The organism is Arthrobacter sp. ISL-30 (assembly GCF_018613855.1).
Classification (GTDB): Bacteria; Actinomycetota; Actinomycetes; order Actinomycetales; family Micrococcaceae; genus Arthrobacter.
Genome location: NZ_JAGGPK010000025.1, coordinates 1 through 16,751 on the forward strand (window position 1 = coordinate 1; position 16,751 = coordinate 16,751).

20 protein-coding genes and 1 other RNA gene are annotated in these 16,751 nt (G+C 61.3%); 15 read left to right on the forward strand and 6 right to left on the reverse strand.

What is annotated here, in order from left to right; all coding sequences use genetic code 11:
• A partial coding sequence (locus J7E82_RS10240; protein ID WP_374223610.1) for a lysozyme occupies positions 1-773 on the reverse strand: 773 nt, incomplete at its 3' end.
• Between the two features lie 633 nt (positions 774-1,406).
• Here J7E82_RS10240 and J7E82_RS10245 point away from each other — a divergent pair.
• From J7E82_RS10245 to J7E82_RS10310, 14 genes are all read left to right on the forward strand, one after another.
• Positions 1,407-2,630: a CpaF family protein gene (locus J7E82_RS10245; protein ID WP_214862507.1), complete on the forward strand. Its 1,224-nt coding sequence runs from the start codon at positions 1,407-1,409 to the stop codon at positions 2,628-2,630.
• Positions 2,630-3,487 (forward strand): type II secretion system F family protein, encoded by an 858-nt coding sequence (locus tag J7E82_RS10250; protein ID WP_214862508.1) that lies wholly within the window; start codon positions 2,630-2,632, stop codon positions 3,485-3,487. Before J7E82_RS10245 ends, J7E82_RS10250 begins: the two co-directional genes overlap by 1 nt.
• Entirely contained in the window at positions 3,484-4,425 is a 942-nt protein-coding gene (locus J7E82_RS10255) for a type II secretion system F family protein (protein WP_214862509.1), read from the forward strand. Before J7E82_RS10250 ends, J7E82_RS10255 begins: the two co-directional genes overlap by 4 nt.
• A gap of 77 nt (positions 4,426-4,502) precedes the next feature.
• Positions 4,503-4,715, forward strand: coding sequence for a hypothetical protein (locus tag J7E82_RS10260; protein WP_214862510.1), 213 nt, complete (start codon positions 4,503-4,505; stop codon positions 4,713-4,715).
• Between the two features lie 87 nt (positions 4,716-4,802).
• Positions 4,803-5,150: a pilus assembly protein gene (locus J7E82_RS10265; protein WP_308113747.1), complete on the forward strand. Its 348-nt coding sequence runs from the start codon at positions 4,803-4,805 to the stop codon at positions 5,148-5,150.
• Between the two features lie 49 nt (positions 5,151-5,199).
• Positions 5,200-5,619 carry a hypothetical protein gene (locus J7E82_RS10270; protein WP_214862512.1) on the forward strand — a complete coding sequence of 140 codons (420 nt, stop codon included), beginning with the start codon at positions 5,200-5,202 and terminating at the stop codon, positions 5,617-5,619.
• Between the two features lie 59 nt (positions 5,620-5,678).
• On the forward strand, positions 5,679-6,092 hold the full coding sequence (locus tag J7E82_RS10275; protein ID WP_214862634.1) for a pilus assembly protein TadG-related protein: 414 nt from the start codon (positions 5,679-5,681) through the stop codon (positions 6,090-6,092).
• 97 nt (positions 6,093-6,189) lie between these two features.
• The gene (gene prfB, locus J7E82_RS10280; RefSeq protein ID WP_214862513.1) at positions 6,190-7,305 is read left to right on the forward strand and encodes a peptide chain release factor 2; all 1,116 of its coding nucleotides are present in this window, start codon (positions 6,190-6,192) and stop codon (positions 7,303-7,305) included.
• Positions 7,306-7,484: 179 nt separating this feature from the next.
• Positions 7,485-8,249, forward strand: a complete 765-nt coding sequence (gene ftsE, locus J7E82_RS10285) for a cell division ATP-binding protein FtsE (protein ID WP_214862514.1) — start codon at positions 7,485-7,487, stop codon at positions 8,247-8,249.
• Positions 8,246-9,160, forward strand: a complete 915-nt coding sequence (ftsX, locus tag J7E82_RS10290) for a permease-like cell division protein FtsX (RefSeq protein WP_214862515.1) — start codon at positions 8,246-8,248, stop codon at positions 9,158-9,160. Before ftsE ends, ftsX begins: the two co-directional genes overlap by 4 nt.
• A 50-nt stretch (positions 9,161-9,210) precedes the next feature.
• Positions 9,211-10,569 carry a M23 family metallopeptidase gene (locus J7E82_RS10295; RefSeq protein WP_214862516.1) on the forward strand — a complete coding sequence of 453 codons (1,359 nt, stop codon included), beginning with the start codon at positions 9,211-9,213 and terminating at the stop codon, positions 10,567-10,569.
• 65 nt (positions 10,570-10,634) lie between these two features.
• On the forward strand, positions 10,635-11,105 hold the full coding sequence (smpB, locus tag J7E82_RS10300) for an SsrA-binding protein SmpB (RefSeq protein ID WP_214862517.1): 471 nt from the start codon (positions 10,635-10,637) through the stop codon (positions 11,103-11,105).
• Positions 11,106-11,183: 78 nt separating this feature from the next.
• Positions 11,184-11,552, forward strand: a transfer-messenger RNA (tmRNA) gene (gene ssrA / locus J7E82_RS10305).
• Between the two features lie 163 nt (positions 11,553-11,715).
• Entirely contained in the window at positions 11,716-12,699 is a 984-nt protein-coding gene (locus J7E82_RS10310) for a S1C family serine protease (RefSeq protein WP_214862518.1), read from the forward strand.
• Positions 12,700-12,741: 42 nt separating this feature from the next.
• Here J7E82_RS10310 and J7E82_RS21025 read toward each other — a convergent pair whose 3' ends face one another.
• On the reverse strand, positions 12,742-12,873 hold the full coding sequence (locus tag J7E82_RS21025) for a hypothetical protein (protein ID WP_285289722.1): 132 nt from the start codon (positions 12,871-12,873) through the stop codon (positions 12,742-12,744).
• Between the two features lie 97 nt (positions 12,874-12,970).
• Between J7E82_RS21025 and J7E82_RS10315 the strand changes: the two genes are divergently transcribed.
• Entirely contained in the window at positions 12,971-14,395 is a 1,425-nt protein-coding gene (locus J7E82_RS10315) for an MFS transporter (protein WP_214862519.1), read from the forward strand.
• Here the strand turns inward: J7E82_RS10315 and J7E82_RS10320 are convergent.
• Genes J7E82_RS10320 through J7E82_RS10335 form a run of 4 tightly spaced genes read right to left on the reverse strand, consistent with a single transcriptional unit; the run spans position 14,379 to position 16,702 of the window.
• Positions 14,379-14,765: a CrcB family protein gene (locus J7E82_RS10320; RefSeq protein ID WP_214862520.1), complete on the reverse strand. Its 387-nt coding sequence runs from the start codon at positions 14,763-14,765 to the stop codon at positions 14,379-14,381. The two genes, J7E82_RS10315 and J7E82_RS10320, sit on opposite strands and share 17 nt — an antisense overlap.
• Positions 14,759-15,139: a CrcB family protein gene (locus tag J7E82_RS10325; protein ID WP_308113751.1), complete on the reverse strand. Its 381-nt coding sequence runs from the start codon at positions 15,137-15,139 to the stop codon at positions 14,759-14,761. The genes J7E82_RS10320 and J7E82_RS10325 overlap by 7 nt, the downstream gene beginning before the upstream one ends.
• A gap of 42 nt (positions 15,140-15,181) precedes the next feature.
• Positions 15,182-15,895: a metal-dependent transcriptional regulator gene (locus J7E82_RS10330; protein WP_214862522.1), complete on the reverse strand. Its 714-nt coding sequence runs from the start codon at positions 15,893-15,895 to the stop codon at positions 15,182-15,184.
• Positions 15,896-15,922: 27 nt separating this feature from the next.
• Entirely contained in the window at positions 15,923-16,702 is a 780-nt protein-coding gene (locus J7E82_RS10335; RefSeq protein ID WP_308113752.1) for a class I SAM-dependent methyltransferase, read from the reverse strand.
• Positions 16,703-16,751: the final 49 nt, after the last annotated feature.

Here is a 16,751-nt window from a genome sequence, read left to right on the forward strand (position 1 = left end):
CGCAACCCCGAAATAGCCTGGAACGCTGCACTCGGAACGCCGTTTCGGGCGAATGCGCCTAGGTCCGCGTAGGACCCGTTCCAGATGTTTGAGTCCCCGGCGAATGGCCCTGTGCTGCTGTACTGCCACATGCTGTACCTGCTCCAACTTGAGGGAAGCGGGCCCGCATCATTTGTTGGGGAGCTGGGATACCGGGCCACCCACAACGGGTATTCTCCGAATCCAGGGGCGTCCCCGGTGCAGTGGTTCCACCAGGCCGTGTTGGTGTAGATGACCGGGTATCGGCCGATCAGGGAGCGTACAGTATTGCCGAAATCGCGTACCCACGAAGCCAATTGCGACGGCGACATGTCATAGCAGGTATCTCCGAAATAGAACCCTCCAATTGTCCTGCCTTCGTAGGGATTGAATTCAAAGTCCAGGACCGGCGGCAGCGTGGCTCCATCCGCCGCCCAGGCGCCACCGTTGGCTATGAAGTATCGGGCCTGATCCGCTCCCGAGGACCAGTTGGGAATCGCAAAGTGATAGGACCCCCGCAGCATGCCCACGTTGCGGGATCCGTTGTATTGCTGGGAGAAATTCTCATTGAGGTAGTAGTTGCCCTCGCTTGCCTTGACGTAGGCAAAGCGCGACCCTTGGTTCCATTGGCTTGCCCAGTCGACATTGCCCTGATGGGAGCTGACGTCCTGCCCTTGGACGCCAAAAGACGGTCGCCAATGGTTGGGATCCAGGGCCGCCGCAAGGACCAGGGGAAGAATTCCGCCCTTTGCCATTGAACCGGCGGCCGGCAGGCTGATCGCAGCGTTCCCCTTCTCTTCCAGGACCCTGGCAGATCTCTGGCCCATTTCCGCACCGCCGCGAGGCATCTCACGGCGCATTGCTTCTTTCATGGCCTCCGCGACGGGGGACCCACCCTCGCGCGGAGTTTTCTGTCCATTTGGCCCCGGGGAAGGCGAGTTACCGTTCGGCGATGGTGTTGGCAAGGGCGTCGGCTGCGCCGAGGCGGGTCCAATACCGGTAATCATGAAAATGAGGGCGAGCAACCCTGCCGACACGGACAAGATGGCCTCATGGAGTCTGAAATTCCGAGGCTCCATGGTGTCTGTCGTGGTCGGTTTCGGCATGGAAGGGGCCGCCTTTCGAAGCGCGCATGCCGGCGGAAGGCTCTGTAGAGGCACCCCGAGCCGCTCATCGTTGCCCCCCAGAAGCCGGCTCTAACCGCCCTACCATAACATCAGCGAACTGGTGAGGCTAGTGGTTCTGTTGTTACACGTGGTGTTGCCTTTACTGGTTGTCCACAGCCGACCCATGTGACTTGGAGGCATACGCTGCTCTGCCCTAGCGTTGGCTCCAATTGGCGGGTCTTCTCTTTGCGACAGGGCAAGGGACAGAGTATTGGGGAAAACATGGATGCTGTTCGCATTGTCGAGGACGAGGTGCGGGAGCTCATCCGGAGACGCGGTCTTGATCCCCTTCACCAAACTATTGAAGTCCGTCGGCTTGTTGAGGCGGCCGTGCTGGATTACGACGAGCGGGCACTTCTTGGACCTCTGCCGCCTATCGGCCAGCTGGAGAATGCACGAAAGCACGTCTTTGATGCGATAGCGGGTTTTGGCCCCCTTCAACCACTTCTCGATGACCCTGCCATTGAGGAAATCTGGCTGAATGCACCCAACGAGGTGTACGTGGCCAGGAACGGCGAATCCGAGCTAACCTCGGTGAGCCTCAGCGAACAGCAGGTGAGGGATCTCGTTGAGCGCATGTTGAAAAGCTCCGGACGAAGGCTGGACCTGTCCTCGCCGTTCGTAGATGCTGCCCTGCCGGACGGTTCCCGGCTCCATGTCGTCATTCCCGACGTCACCAGGCGTAACTGGGCAGTCAATATCCGCAAGTTCGTGGTGAAAGCAAGCAGGCTTGAGCACCTGGTTGAGCTGGGCACCCTCACGCCCCATGCGGCGCGGTTCCTGGGAGCAGCCGTTGCGAGCGGATTGAACATCCTCGTATCCGGAGCCACCCAGGCAGGGAAGACCACCATGCTCAATTGCCTGGCAGCCAGCATCGGCTCGCGCGAGCGGGTTGTAACGGTGGAGGAAATCTTCGAACTGCAGTTTCCTCTTCGGGACGTCGTCGGCCTCCAATGTCGCCAGGCGAACCTTGAGGGGGAAGGCGAGATTCCGTTGCGTCGCCTGGTAAAGGAAGCCCTGCGAATGCGCCCGGACCGGCTGGTGGTCGGTGAGGTGCGGGAAGCAGAAAGCCTGGATATGTTGATTGCCTTGAATTCGGGCTTGCCAGGCATGTGCACCGTCCACGCCAATTCGGCTCACGACGCCGTCACCAAAATCTGCACTCTCCCCTTGCTCGCCGGAGAGAACATCTCAAGTTCCTTTGTCCTTCCGACAGTCGCGTCCTGTATTGACCTCGTAGTTCATTGCAGCCGCCTGTCCAACGGGAGGCGCCAGGTCACTGAAATCCTTGCCCTTGGCCGCCGGGTTGAGAACGGCATCATCGAATCCTCGATGGTCTTCGGATTGCAGGACGACGTCCTGCAACCCATGGCCAATTCAATGCCCGCGGTCGAGAAATTTTCCCGGGCGGGTTTCGATGTCGCCTCCCTCCTGGGGGAGGGCTGATGGCGCCCCTACTGGGAATACTTGGGGGAGTTGGGCTATTCCTGGTGTGGTGGTCCGCGTGGGAGGAGCAACCAAGCAGGCGCGTTCCCGAACCGAAGCCGAATCGCCTCGAGGACCTGCTTCGAACTGCCGGAATCGAGAAGGTCTCCGCCGCAGGCCTTGTGGCCTCGTGCCTCGGCCTGGGACTGTTTACAACTTTGGCCTTCTTTGTCGTTTCCGGGTCACTGCCAATAGCTGTTTGCTTCGGCTTGTTCGCCACATGGCTTCCGTTCGCAGTGGTCAGGTGGCGGGCTCGGCGACGTGCGGCGGTTCTGCGACAGCTCTGGCCTGACGTGGTTGACCATCTCCGTTCCGCCATCAGGGCAGGCTTGTCGCTTCCCGAGGCCCTCATTCAGCTGGCGGGAAATGGCCCTGAGGAACTGCGCCACGTCTTTCGGGATTTCGGAGCCGATTATCGCTCCGGAGGTAACTTCGACTCATCACTGACGAAGCTCAAGGAGCGCCTTGCGGATCCTGTTGCCGATCGCATCATTGAGGCTCTGCGTCTGACGCGGGAGGTCGGCGGTTCGGACCTCGGCCGACTCCTGGGCACTCTGGCCGAGTTCCTCCGCGAAAGTGCCAGGACTCGCAGTGAACTCGAAGCGCGTCAGTCCTGGACGATCAATGCCGCGCGCTTGGCTGTTGCCGCGCCCTGGATCGTACTTGTGTTGCTGGCCTCCCGCCCCGAGGCTGTGCTCGCATACAACACAGCCATGGGGGCGGCGGTGCTTTTAGGCGGGCTTGTTGTTTCCCTCCTCTGTTACTCCGCCATGTTGCGAATTGGTGCGCTGCCCGAGGACGAGCGGGTCCTGAGATGAACACCCTGAACGCCGCAACTGTCCTTTGCGGGCTCCTGCTGGGTGCCGGGCTATGGCTGACACTACTGAGAATGCCCTTTATGCGGAGGCGGCGATTTGTCGACAGGGTCGAGCCGCAGCTGAAATCCCAGAACCTCGAATCGCGCCTGCTCCGCGCGCCGAGTCACAATGTGACCCCGTTTGGTCCTTTGGGCAGGATCCTGCTCCCCGTGGTCAATGACGCCATGCACCAGCTGGGACGACTCAATCTCGGCTCGAAGTCCTTGAACAGGAGGCTGGCGCAAGCAGGCTCCTCCAAGACTGCCTTGGATTTTCGCGCCGAGCAGCTTCTCTGGTCCGCCCTTGGCTTCCTCACGGCGATTGTGTTCGTTATCTTGAATGCCTCAGCCGGCCGGTTGAGTCCTGTTCTTGCCGTAGTTGCCGTTTTCGGTAGTGCCGCGGGAGGATTCCTGCTGCGGGATTACCTGTTGGGTCAACAAATCCGCCGACGCGAGGCGCGAATGCTCGCTGAGTTTCCAAGCCTTGCAGAGCTCATGGCACTCGCGGTCAATGCAGGTATGAGCGCTGTGGGTGCGCTGGATCGTGTATGTCACAGCGCAAGGGGAGAGTTGGCGCAGGAATTTTCCAGGGTCCTCGCTGACACCAGGGCAGGCAAACCCCTGGTGCAGGCTTTCCAGGAGTTTTCTTCGCGGACGGATCTTGGACCATTGATCCGATTTGTCGACGGAATCGTTGTGGCCGTGGAACGCGGAACTCCACTGGCCGATGTGCTCAGGGCCCAGGCCCAGGATGTACGGGACGCTGCCAAGCGAGAACTCATGGAGTCTGCGGGTCGCAAGGAAATCGGAATGATGGTGCCGCTGGTCTTCGGGGTGCTGCCCTTGACCGTCATTTTTGCGGTGTATCCCGGAATCGCGGCGCTTCGGCTGGGTTTCTAAGGATCGGACGGGCCTGGACGCAGGATATAGAAACGAAATCTGGAACAGACAGCAACAGCGTAGGAACGGGGAATGGTATGAAGAAGTTCGGATTTAGCAGGCTTGTGGGGCTGCTTAGGAAGGCCTGGCACGACGCTGACAAGCAGGGAGACCACAGGGAACGCGGAGACGTTCCCGGTTGGGTCATGATCACGCTCATGTCGGCGGTCCTCGTGGCAGCGTTGCTTGCGTTGGCCACCCCCGCCCTTGAGGGCCTGTTCAACCAAGCTATGGATAAGGTCGGCAATTAGTCCATGGGCGGGCGAGTCCTCCGCGGCCTGCGCTGCGGATGGCGGCTGAGGAATCGACGATCGGAATCGGATGAACAAGGCTCAGCCGTGGTCGACTTTGTGCTGGTTGGGGGACTCTTGACGATGTTCTTTATGGCCATCATCCAGCTGACCCTGGTGCTTCACGTCCGGAACACGCTCATCGACGCCGCTGCCTCCGGAGCACGGTACGGGACGCTTGCGGACCGGACGGAGGCGGATGCCCGCTTGAGGACTGCAGAACTCATAGATTCAGCCCTCAACTCGGGGTTCACCCAGGACATCACGACGACGGAAGCGGACTTTCAGGGAATGAGGACACTGGAGGTGACGGTCAGGGCTCCACTGCCTGTGATCGGCCTGATCGGCCCGAGCGCTTTGCTGGAGGTAAAAGGCCATGCTGCCTTCGCCAAGTAGGTGGTTCAGGAGTGCTCTTCATCCGGGATCACTCAGCAAAGGCGAAGTCATGCTTGCAGGGGAGGAAGGCAGCGCTGTCGTCGAGTTCACTTTCCTCGCTCTGCTGCTCATGGTCCCCGTTGTCTATTTTGTGGTCACCATCGGTCAGATCCAGGGAGGGTCCTTCGCTGTAGTGGGTGCGGCTGATCAGGCCGCCAAAGTGTATGTGATGCAGGACGATCACCAGTCTGCGACGGCAGCGGCAGAGAAGGCAGCTCTCATTGCGCTCGCCGATCACGGACATACCGCAAGCCACGCCACGATCACGATTGTCTGCGACCGCGAAGACTGCCTCTCTGCAGGCACTGCTGTGACGGCAACGGTTGATTTGAGAGTGCCTCTTCCACTTCTTCCCTTCTCCGATACATTGCGGCTGGATGCGGCACACCTTAGCGGAACGGCCACTCAAATTGTCGGGAGGTTCCGGTGACCGTGACTATCAGGCAGATCGACGCGAAGGGGCAGGCTGCGTCCAGCGAGGAAGGGCAAATGATGGTGATGATCGTTGGCTTTGTGCTTCTCTCACTACTCCTGGCTACCGTGATCATGGCCGTTTCGGCGGTTTATATAGAACACAAGAAGCTGTTGTCGCTTGCGGACGGTGCGGCCGCGGCCGCCGCCGATAGCTACACGCTGGGAGCAGTGGAAGCCGGCTTGGGAAGTCCGACGGCGGTGCTCACCGCCGAAAGGGTCCGGAACGAGACGCAGTCCTACCTCAACAGGAACGCTGCCTTTGCACGCTTTGATGGTCTGGCCGTTGCGCCCGGGACTGGAACTCCCGATTCGTCTACGGCCGAGGTGGTTCTTTCCGCGGTCGTCCAGCCTCCGATTGTGAACTTCCTCTTGCCGGAGGGTGTGCTGATTGAGGCGTCCTCGAGCGCGCGCTCCCGCCTGACGAGGTAGACCGGCAAGGTAGACAAGCCAAATAGACAAGGCCAGTATGCAGACGGGCAGACACACTCCGAGTGGATTGCGGCCAATGGCGTAGGCTGGAAACACCATGGCAGAAATTGATTTTCCCGCAGAAATCCGCGCACTTCGCGCCACCTACAGCTCCATAGAGCAGGTTTCCGACGTCGACGCGTTGAAAGCAGAGATCGCCGATTTGAGCGAACAAGCCGGTGCACCTGATCTGTGGGACGATCCCGCGTCGGCGCAGAAAGTCACCTCTCGACTATCGCACCGGCAGTCGGAACTCGAGAGACTCAACAAGCTGGCCGGCCGAATCGACGACCTCGAAGTACTCGTGGAGCTCGGGCAGGATGAAGGCGATGACGCCTCAATGACCGAGGCAGCCAATGAACTCGCGTCTATTCGCAAGGCGTTGGCCGAACTTGAAGTAGTCACGCTCCTTTCCGGTGAATACGACGAGCGAGAAGCGGTTGTGACCATCCGGGCGGGAGCAGGCGGCGTCGATGCCGCCGACTTCGCCGAGATGCTAATGCGCATGTATCTTCGTTGGGCGGAACGGCACGGGTATCCCACAACAGTCATGGATACGTCCTACGCGGAGGAAGCGGGCTTGAAGTCGGCCACCTTCGAGGTCAAGGCACCGTATGCCTATGGCACCCTCAGCGTAGAGGCCGGAACGCACCGCCTGGTCCGGATCAGCCCCTTCGACAACCAGGGACGTCGACAGACGTCCTTCGCCGCCGTCGAGGTCATTCCCCTGATTGAGCAGACCGACTCCATCGACATCCCGGACAACGAAATCCGTGTCGACGTCTTCCGCTCGTCCGGACCGGGTGGCCAGTCGGTCAACACAACAGACTCCGCCGTGCGCCTTACGCACATCCCCAGCGGGATCGTGGTGTCCATGCAGAACGAAAAGTCCCAGCTTCAGAACCGTGCCGCTGCGATGCGTGTTTTGCAGTCGCGTTTGCTGCTCCTGAAGAAGGAAGAGGAAGACGCCGCCAAGAAGGCTCTTGCCGGTGACGTCAAGGCATCCTGGGGTGACCAGATGCGCTCCTACGTCCTGAACCCCTATCAGATGGTCAAGGACCTCCGCACCGAGCACGAAGTGGGCAACACCTCCGCCGTTCTTGACGGGGACATCGACGACTTCATCGACGCCGGCATCCGCTGGCGCACCGGCAACCGCAACTCGGCAGCGTAGGGCGTCCAGGACCGGAACTTCCAAGGGCTGATTGGGCGACACGCGCCCGAGCTCCCGGTCTTTCAAGAGAGACCGTGCATATAGTCGAGAGGCCGGTGCTCTACTTCCCCCAACGAAAGCCCGTGCGCCGGCTGTTGGACGGGGCCATTTAGGCGCATCCGGCGGGGTTCTGAAGAGTCATGATCCGTTTTGAAAATGTCACCAAGGTCTACGACCAGAAGGCCCGGCCGGCGCTGGACTCGGTCAGCCTTGAGGTCGAACGTGGTGAATTTACGTTCCTCGTTGGAGCCTCAGGCTCGGGTAAGTCCACCTTCCTGCGTCTGGTGCTGAAGGAAGACCATGCAACCTCGGGTTCTGTGTACGTTGCCGGACAAAACGTAGCGAACATTCCAAGCTGGCGTGTCCCAAGGCTCCGTCGCGGTATCGGCGTCGTGTTCCAGGACTTCCGGCTGCTGCCGCAGAAGAACGTCTTCGCCAACGTCGCCTTTGCCATGCAGGTGATCGGCAAAAGCCGCGGCATCATCCGCGAGACGGTTCCCGAGGTCCTCAAGACGGTTGGACTCGAAGGCAAAGAGAAGCGCATGCCCCACGAACTCTCAGGCGGTGAGCAGCAGCGCGTGGCAATCGCACGCGCTGTCGTCAACCGGCCTGGAATCCTGCTGGCGGATGAGCCCACCGGCAACCTGGACCCCATCACGTCAATGGGCATCATGGGCGTCCTGGACAAGATCAACCAGAACGGCACCACGGTAGTCATGGCAACCCACGACGACGACATCGTCAACGAGATGCGCAAACGCGTGGTGGAGCTCAAGAACGGCAGGGTTATCCGCGATGAGGCCAAGGCGCTGTACACGTCAATGATTCCGGTGGTGGGGGAGTCGCGACGGCTGAAGGATGCCAGCGGCCAGGAAATCAGCCGGGCGCAGGGGGAGCAGCAGTGAGGCTCGCCTTCATCCTGAGTGAGATCGGCAGCGGTCTCCGGCGAAACCTGTCCATGGTGGTTTCGGTCATCCTGGTGACTTTTGTTTCCCTGACTTTTGTCGGTGCCGCGGGCATGCTGCAGATGCAGATCAACCAAATGAAGGGCTACTGGTACGACAAAGTCCAGGTGGCCATCTTCCTTTGCAATGACACCTCGACGGCGGCCGGCTGCGCCTCCGGGCCCGTCACCGACGAGCAGCAGGCGAACCTGCAAAAGCTGCTGGAATCGCCGTCGGTGAAGCAGTACATCAGTGACTTCCAGTTCGAGTCCCGCTCCGAGGCCTATGCGCACTTCAAGGAGCAGTTCTCCAATTCACCGATCGTCGATTCAGTGACTCCGGACCAACTGCCGGCCTCCTTCCGCCTGAGTATGAAGGATCCCGAGAAGTACCAGATCATCAGCGAGACCTTCTCTTCCCAGCCTGGCGTCGAATCTGTGACGGATCAGCGGAAGCTGCTGGAACGGCTCTTCTCCTGGATGAACACCGCGTCGCTGGCCGCCGTCGGCATTGCCGCTGTGATGATCATTTGCGCTGTCCTGCTTATCGCGACCACGATTCGGCTGTCGGCCTTCAGCCGGCGCCGTGAGACCGGCATCATGAGACTTGTTGGGGCGTCCAAAACAGTGATTCAGTTGCCGTTCATCATGGAGGGCGTCATTGCCGCCGTCGTAGGCGCTATGCTCGCATCGCTCACGCTGTGGCTGGTGGCGCATTTCTGGCTAGGAGAGACGTTGTCCAAACAGATTCCGGACACGCCTTTTATCTCGGCCACCCAAGCCCTTATCATTGCTCCCGTGCTCATCGCGCTGGGGGGCGGGCTCGCAGGTTTGTCGTCGCTTCTAACCCTCCGCCGTTACCTGAAGGTGTAACCGTGGAGGGAACAAGGAGGAGCGACGGACCCAAGCGAAAAGGAAGCCAGATGAGCACAGCCAGCCGGACACCCCTCTGGTCAAGGATTTCCGGGTATCGGAACCGGGCTCTCTGCGGGGCGTTGATCCTTGTCCTTGCCGCCACCCTGGGTTCCGCCCCCGCGGTTCAGGCCGATGAACTCGAAGACCAGCAGGCGGCACTCGAAGCCGAGGCAGCACGGGTACAGCAGTCCCTCGAATTCGTGGACTCCCGCATCGCCCAAGCAGCGGCCGATCTGGTCATTTACCAGGGCCAGCTGCCCGGCGCCCAACAAGCCCTCCTTGAAGCGCAGGGTCGGGTAGCCACTGCAGTGAAGGAAGTCGAGGCACTCGCCGCCCGGGTTGAACTCGCCCAGCAGAACAAGGCGAAGATCACCCAGCAGCTTGAGGATGACAAGCAGAAGATCGCGGACACCCGGAAGCTGATCGGCCAAATTGCAACCCAGGCCTATAAGTCAGGGGGCGTGCCATCGAACCTTACGCTCCTGTTGGGAGTCAACGACGGCGGAAGCCTCACCGACAGCATGGATCTCGCCGACCAGGCCCTGCGTAGCCAGAACGCCGCCATGGAAAAGCTGACCCAGCAGAATGCCAGCAACGTCAACGCCCAGGCCCGGCTGGCCGCCGTCGAAGCCGAAATCCAGGATCTCAAGGCCAAGGCTGATGCTGCCCTGGCGAGGGAAAAAGCAGCGCGCGACGAGGCCGAAGCAAAGAAAGCCCAGGTGGATAAGCTCATCGCGGACACCACCAGGCTCAACGGTGAACTCCAGGCTGCAAAGCCCGGAATCCAGAGCCAGCTGCAGAAGGTCAAGGCCCTGCAGGAGGCGGTGGCTGCGCAGATCGTGGAACGTGACCGCAAACTCAGGGAAGCCTGGGAGGCTGAGCAGCGCAGGCTCGCCGAAATTGCCGGACAGAAGAATTTCGTTCCCCAGCCTGGACCGCCGTCGGCGTTTGGGCTACGGCATCCTTTTGCCGGGAACATCCCCATCACTTCCGGCTTCGGCTGGCGCGCGACGCCGCCCGGCACTATCGACTTCTACGGAACCGGCGGCTACATGCACACCGGGATAGACTTCGGGGCACCGTGCGGGACTCCGGTCTACGCGGCCGCCTCAGGAACTGTCACGGTAGGCGGCTGGACCAGCCTGGGAGGCGGCAATACCGTGATGATTTCGCACGGAGTTGTCCAAGGCAACTCCCTGACCACTGTCTACTATCACAACAGCAGCGTCACGGTCCGGCCGGGTACCCAGGTCAGCCAGGGACAGCTCATCGCCTACTCCGGCACCACCGGAAACTCCACGGGCTGCCACTCCCATTTTGAGACCTGGCTGAACGGTGCGACAGTAGACCCAATGTCCCTCTTGTAGGGAGCTTCCGCCTGCCTTCGCTGGCGTAGACTATTGGAAATCCGCATCGAGCAAGGAGTTCTACCGTGCCCAAGGAAAGTGGCCGTAAGGTAGTGGCCACCAATCGCAAGGCCCGGCATGACTACCACGTATTGGATACCTACGAGGCAGGCATCGCGCTGATGGGGACCGAAGTGAAGTCCCTCCGCGAGGGCCACGCCTCGATGGTGGATGGCTTTTGCACTTTCTACAATGACGAGCTGTGGATGGAAGGCATCCACATCCCGGAGTACAACCAGGGCAGCTGGACCAACCACGCCGCCCGCCGTCGTCGGAAGCTCCTGCTCCACCGTGAGGAGCTCAACAAGATCTCCCACAAGATTCGGGAATCCGGTTTTACGGTGGTGCCTTTGCAGCTGTACTTCCTGGATGGCCGCGCCAAGGTGGAAATCGCCATCGCCCGCGGCAAGAAGGACTACGACAAGCGGCAGACCCTGCGGGAGCAGCAGGATAAGCGCGAAGCCCTGCGGGTCATGCGCGAACGCAATCGTCGCTAGGCTGGAATGAATCGTCGGGCGCATGCGTTACAATTGATAGTCCGGCAGGCATGGCCAGCCGGTTTGGTAACAAAATATGGGGATGATCGGTTTCGACGATGTTAGTCGCGACAGGTGAAGCGGGCCGAGGATGCAGAATTATCTCGTAAACGCTGTCTGCAAACCAATAAGTGCCGAATCTAAGCGCACTGACTTCGCTCTCGCTGCCTAAGCAGTAAGACAGTCCGTCAGCCCGGGGTTGCTATCGCCCCGGATCCTGGCGTCATTTAGATAGCCACTGCTGTTTGCCTTCGTCATCGGGGTAAACGGGACTCTTAGATGACTGGGCCCGGATCAGCCACCTGTTTGCAGGATGGCTGGGGCCGAGAAAATCCGACGCAAACTGCGCCCGGAGAAGCCCTGACAACACGACATCGGACGGGGGTTCAATTCCCCCCATCTCCACAGAGAACACCCTGGTCTTCGGACCGGGGTGTTTTTTCGTTAAGCCGTCACTGAAGTTCGCACTCACGTTCGCCCGTTCACTCAAGGCGTAGGCCAAGACGGAGTAGGACCACGTCCCCGGCAGTTGTAATAGACGAAAGCGGTTGTTTTATCAGGGAGGTCTGCCGTGGGAACGCTATCGGAACAGGAAGTGCCTGACAGCGGCGCGGAGAACGTGCTGGACGCCTACTCACGGTCTGTCATCCACGTGGCTGAACTGGTCACGCCACACGTCGCAGCCATCGAGATGACCGGCACCCGTCGCAATGGACAAGTCCGCATGGGGAGTGGCTCAGCCGTACTCTTCACCGAGGACGGCTACATGCTGACCAACGCCCACGTTGTTGCCGGCATCAAGTCAGGCCGCGCCGTCTTTGCGGACGGGACGCACACGGAGGTAGAGCTCGTTGGCGCCGATCCGCTGTCCGACCTCGCCATCGTGCACGGGCGACGTTCGACGGCGGCGCCCGCGACCCTGGGTAACGCCGAGACCCTGAGGGTGGGACAAATGGTCATTGCCGTGGGTAACCCGCTGGGATTGTCAGGTTCCGTGACAGCCGGCGTGGTCAGCGGACTTGGACGATCCATTCCGGTGTGGGCGGGACGGCATCGCAGGGTGATCGAGGACGTCATCCAGACCGATGCCGCCCTGAATCCCGGCAACTCGGGTGGTGCCTTGGCGGACACCAGCGCGCGGATTGTGGGCATCAACACGGCCGTGGCGGGGATGGGGCTGGGACTTGCCGTGCCGATCAACAGCACAACGATGCGAATCATCGCCGCGCTCCTGGGCGACGGTCGTGTGAGGCGTGCTTACCTGGGCTTGGTGAGCACCCCTATTCCTTTGGATGCCAGTGCGGTGATGCGAACCGGACAGCGGGAGGCGCTCCGTGTTGTCGAAGTGATTCCGGATTCCCCGGCGGAGCACGCGGGGCTCAGGCCGGATGACTTGGTGTTGAGCGCCCAGGGACGGCCCGTTTCCAGCGCCGAGAGCCTGCAAAAGCTGTTGTTCGCCGAGGCGATCGGGGAGCCGTTCCCGCTGACCGTCCTTCGCGAGGGCAAAGTGGCCAATATCGTGGCGATTCCCAGCGAGATGATGGAGCAGCTATAGAGCTAAATGGATGAAGCCGAGGCCATGTAGCCTCGGCTCCGTTCAGCGTTTCTTGAGATGGGCAACGGGGTCGGCCGGAGCTCCGGGTGCGCCCTTGGCGCGTTTCTCCGCCCGTTTAGCCTTGATATTCTTGCTCTTCTTTTCCTGGTGCTGATGCGGCGACTTGTCTGGCATTTTGGGCTCCTCGTGGAGGGGCCGGTGTGGCCCCTCCTTGTAAATTACGCCCAATTCCCCCTGAAGTTAACAGCGGCTGCGGGCGTAGGCTGTCCACATGGCGGAAGCAGCGGAAATCGCGCCGAGCACCCCCTTGCAGAAGCGCGTTCTCGTCGTCGCAGTCGTGGCATCATTCATCGCTTTCCTGGACGGCTTCGTAGTCAACCTGGCTCTCCCTGCCATCAGCCGCGACATCGGGGGCGGCCTGGTCATCCAGCAATGGGTCATTGACGCGTACCTGCTCACTCTTGGTGCCCTGATCCTCGTCGCGGGCTCGCTGTCGGACCACTTTGGCCGCACGCGGGTGATGGAATGGGGTTTGGGCGGCTTCGCGGTCACTTCGGTAATGTGCGGGCTCGCCTGGTCCGGTGAGGTCCTCGTCGTATCCCGTGCCCTGCAGGGTGTAGCGGGCGCGCTGCTGGTGCCGAGTTCCCTGGCCATGATCATCAGCTTCTACTCCGGCCCCGCCCAGTCGCGGGCCATTGGCCAGTGGTCCGGTTGGACCAGCGGGGCGGCGATTGTGGCGCCACTCGTGGGTGGAGTGGCGGTAGACCTGTTGTCATGGCGGATGATCTTCTTTATCAACGTGGTGCCCTTGGCTGCGATTTGGCCAGTCCTGTTGGAAGTGCGCCACGAAGATACGGCCGGGACCAGCGCCGAGCGCATCGACTTCCTGGGGGCTTTCCTGGCGATCATTGGCCTTGGCGGACCCGTCTACGCCTTGATCGAACACAGCAACCTTGGCTGGCAGAATCCAGCCGTGTGGTTGCCGATGGCCTTGGGGCTCCTGGCACTGCTGTTGTTCGTCATTCATGAACGCCGCACGGCGGCCCCCATGTTGCCGCTGTCGCTCTTTTGGATCCGCAACTTCGGCTGGGGCAACATCGCTACGACGGCAATCTACGCAGCCTTCACTTACGGCTTCTTTATCCTTGGGATCTACCTGCAGCAGGTAGGAGGAATGGGTGCTACCCTCGCCGGCATCCTCCTGCTGCCGTCGACGCTGATCCTGATGTTGGCGTCCACTTATTTCGGCGGACTCGCGGGCAAGTATGGAGCCCGCTGGTTCATGACAGGCGGCCCGGCCTTATGCGCCGCAGGATTCCTCCTGCTGCTCGCAGTGCGGGAGCCCTTGGACTACGTGGGCCAGGTGCTTCCTGGGCTCCTCGTTTTCGGCCTTGGACTCGCAATGACCGTTGCCCCGCTGACTTCTGCCATCCTGGGGGCTGTGCCCACGGAACTGGCGGGCATCGGCTCCGCAATTAACAACGCCGTAGCGAGGGGCGCAGGTCTCATTTGTGTCGCCTTCGCCGGGGTCATCCTGGGTCCCGAAGTGACGACGCCGGGCCTCCACCGGAGCATGGTGGTTATCGCTGTGCTGCTGCTGCTCGGGGCATTGGCCTCGGCGGTCGGTATTCGGAACCCGCCGCCTTTGGAGGATTCGACGGCGGAAGGCGCCCGGGCGGTCAACCCGCCAGGGTGATGCCCAGCGCCGCTGCACCCAGGCCGGCCACCAGGTTCATGGCCACGTTCAGGCCGGCCGCCGAATAGCGGTTTTCAGATACCAGCCGAACTGTGGCGGTGGTCCAGGAACTGAACGTCGTCAGCCCGCCGGCAAGGCCAGTGGCGACGGCGGTGTGCCAGACCGGGTCAAGCTGCCAAACTTTGCTCAGCCCGATCGAGATTCCGATGATGAACGAGCCGGCCACATTGACTATCAGGGTTGCCCACGGCCAATGTCGTCGGGCCTCTGTCCTTCCGGAGAAGGTCCTTCGCGCGAACCAGGCATCGACCGAGAATCTGAGCAGGGCACCGGCAACCCCGAAAAGTCCCACGAGGGCTGCCGTCAGCATGCTGACTTCTCCAGGCGGTCGGCGATCGCTTTCCCGACCCTCCAGCCCCCGCCCGCCGCCGCGAGGCCGAGCACCAGTGAAAGCAACAGATACAGCAGCCACGTGACATAGTCGCCATCCCTGGCTAGCTGGTCAAGGACAAGGACCACCGCGGAAAAAGTGGTGAATGATCCCAGGACGCCGGGTCCAATTCCGGCCCGGATCCAGAAAGCTGTCAGGGGCCTTGCGATCCAGATAGTGGTCAGGGCGGCCAGGATGAAACTGCCGCCAACGTTGATCCCCAGCGTGGTCCAGGGAACAGCGCCCGGTGCTTCCGGAAACTGCAGGCCAAGGCCATAGCGAAGTTCTGTTCCTGCAAGGCCTCCGACTGCCACAGCAAGCCACGCCTTCCAGGCCGCTTCGCGCGCCGGAGCCACTCAGCCGTCCGCCAGGGTGCAGCCTTCATGGACGGTCTCGCTGTGTATCCATAGGGCTGAGGCGACTTCGTCCGCGAGATCGAAGTCGCGGCTGTCCTGGTTGCCGCGGATGCGGACCATGAGAGCACCCCCGAAGGGCTTCCGGCCCAGGACGGTGATGTCGGCGTCGAGTTCGATGTCTTCCGAGGCAAGATACCGCAGGAGATCCGGGTTTTCGTCGCTGATGCGCGTGATTCGGCCGGAGTGTCCTTCGTCGAGTTCAATCATTCGGTGTGCGACAGGGAGCAGGACCGAGCCGTCGGCGGCGGGGATCGGGTCGCCGTGGGGGTCCCTCTGCGGATCGCCCAGCTTGGCTGCCAGGCGCTCGATGAAGGTATCCGACACCGCATGCTCCAGCATCTCCGCCTCGTCATGGACCTCGTCCCAGCGGTAGCCCATTTCCTGGACGAGGAACGTTTCGATCAGGCGGTGGCGGCGCACCATCGCGAGGGCAAGCCTCACGCCATCGGCGGTGAGGGTGATAGCGCTATAGGGCCTGTGGTGGACCAACCCCTGGTCCTTGAGCTTGCGCACCATCTCGGAAACCGAGGAGTTGGCTACTCCTAGCCGCTGTGCCAACTGCGAGGACGTAATGGGTTTGTCCTGCCATTCAGTGAAGGAATAAATGACCTTGACGTAGTCCTCGATCGAGGAGGATGGCGTGTAGGTCTTCACGCGTCCAAGCCTACCGTGAACGCTCCGTCAATGAGATTTCCACGCCCGCCACGTCTGGGTCAGGTAGGGCAGCGGCAGCAGCTCGCCCGCGCCGTGTCCCAAGTGATCAAGGAGGTACCATTCGAGGTTGCCGATGACCTTGGCCCGCGTATGGTCATTGGCCGCCAGATAGTAGCTGCGGGACTTGGACAGCTCGATGATGTCCTCCGGAGTGACCGCATCTTCCCAGTAAGTCAGATGGCTTTCCAAGCCGCTGAACTGCGAACCGATAACGGGCTTAAACCCGGGCTTGTGAACATCGCCTGCATGCATGATGCGGGAAAGCCGGTGGACCCAGGGGACAGAGGTGTCTAACTGGTTCCAGATCAACCCGATCACACCCTGCGGCCGTAGGATGCGGGAGATCTCCCTGCTTGCCCGGAGCGGATCGCACCAATGCCAGGCTTGGGCGACACTGACGACGTCGAATGCTGAGTCCGCCAGTCCCGTCGCCTCGGCAGTGCCCTCCAGCGCGGTAACGGTGGGAAGGTCCCTGCGAAGCTGCTCAAGCATGTCCGCTGAAGGGTCGACGGCGGTCACCTCCAGGCCACGCGACACCAGGAGTTCCGTGAACTTTCCGGTTCCCGCTCCGACGTCGGCGGCCTGCCTGGCGTTATCCGGAAGCAGCCAGTCCACCGAGTCCCCAGGGTAGCCCGGACGGACCCGATGATAATGCTCGCCACCGTCCTGGAAGCTTAGGCCAAGTTCCCGACGGCGATGGGCTGCAAGTTTCGGCCCGCCTGGCCTGCGTCCTGGTTGCAGTGCCACGCAACAAACTCCTTACAGCGATACCGGTGCTTAACTACCCTTCGAATCT

What these genes read in the sequence shown, in the direction of transcription:
- J7E82_RS10250 (WP_214862508.1), top strand. Translation starts at nt 2,630, where the DNA reads ATGGCGCCCCTACTGGGAATACTTGGGGGAGTTGGGCTATTCCTGGTG.
- J7E82_RS10295 (WP_214862516.1), top strand. Translation starts at nt 9,211, where the DNA reads ATGAGCACAGCCAGCCGGACACCCCTCTGGTCAAGGATTTCCGGGTAT.
- J7E82_RS10270 (WP_214862512.1), top strand. Translation starts at nt 5,200, where the DNA reads ATGCTTGCAGGGGAGGAAGGCAGCGCTGTCGTCGAGTTCACTTTCCTC.
- J7E82_RS10260 (WP_214862510.1), top strand. Translation starts at nt 4,503, where the DNA reads ATGAAGAAGTTCGGATTTAGCAGGCTTGTGGGGCTGCTTAGGAAGGCC.
- J7E82_RS10315 (WP_214862519.1), top strand. Translation starts at nt 12,971, where the DNA reads ATGGCGGAAGCAGCGGAAATCGCGCCGAGCACCCCCTTGCAGAAGCGC.
- ftsE (WP_214862514.1), top strand. Translation starts at nt 7,485, where the DNA reads ATGATCCGTTTTGAAAATGTCACCAAGGTCTACGACCAGAAGGCCCGG.
- J7E82_RS21025 (WP_285289722.1), bottom strand. Translation starts at nt 12,873, where the DNA reads ATGCCAGACAAGTCGCCGCATCAGCACCAGGAAAAGAAGAGCAAGAAT.
- prfB (WP_214862513.1), top strand. Translation starts at nt 6,190, where the DNA reads ATGGCAGAAATTGATTTTCCCGCAGAAATCCGCGCACTTCGCGCCACC.
- J7E82_RS10275 (WP_214862634.1), top strand. Translation starts at nt 5,679, where the DNA reads ATGATGGTGATGATCGTTGGCTTTGTGCTTCTCTCACTACTCCTGGCT.
- J7E82_RS10255 (WP_214862509.1), top strand. Translation starts at nt 3,484, where the DNA reads ATGAACACCCTGAACGCCGCAACTGTCCTTTGCGGGCTCCTGCTGGGT.
- J7E82_RS10245 (WP_214862507.1), top strand. Translation starts at nt 1,407, where the DNA reads ATGGATGCTGTTCGCATTGTCGAGGACGAGGTGCGGGAGCTCATCCGG.
- J7E82_RS10320 (WP_214862520.1), bottom strand. Translation starts at nt 14,765, where the DNA reads ATGCTGACGGCAGCCCTCGTGGGACTTTTCGGGGTTGCCGGTGCCCTG.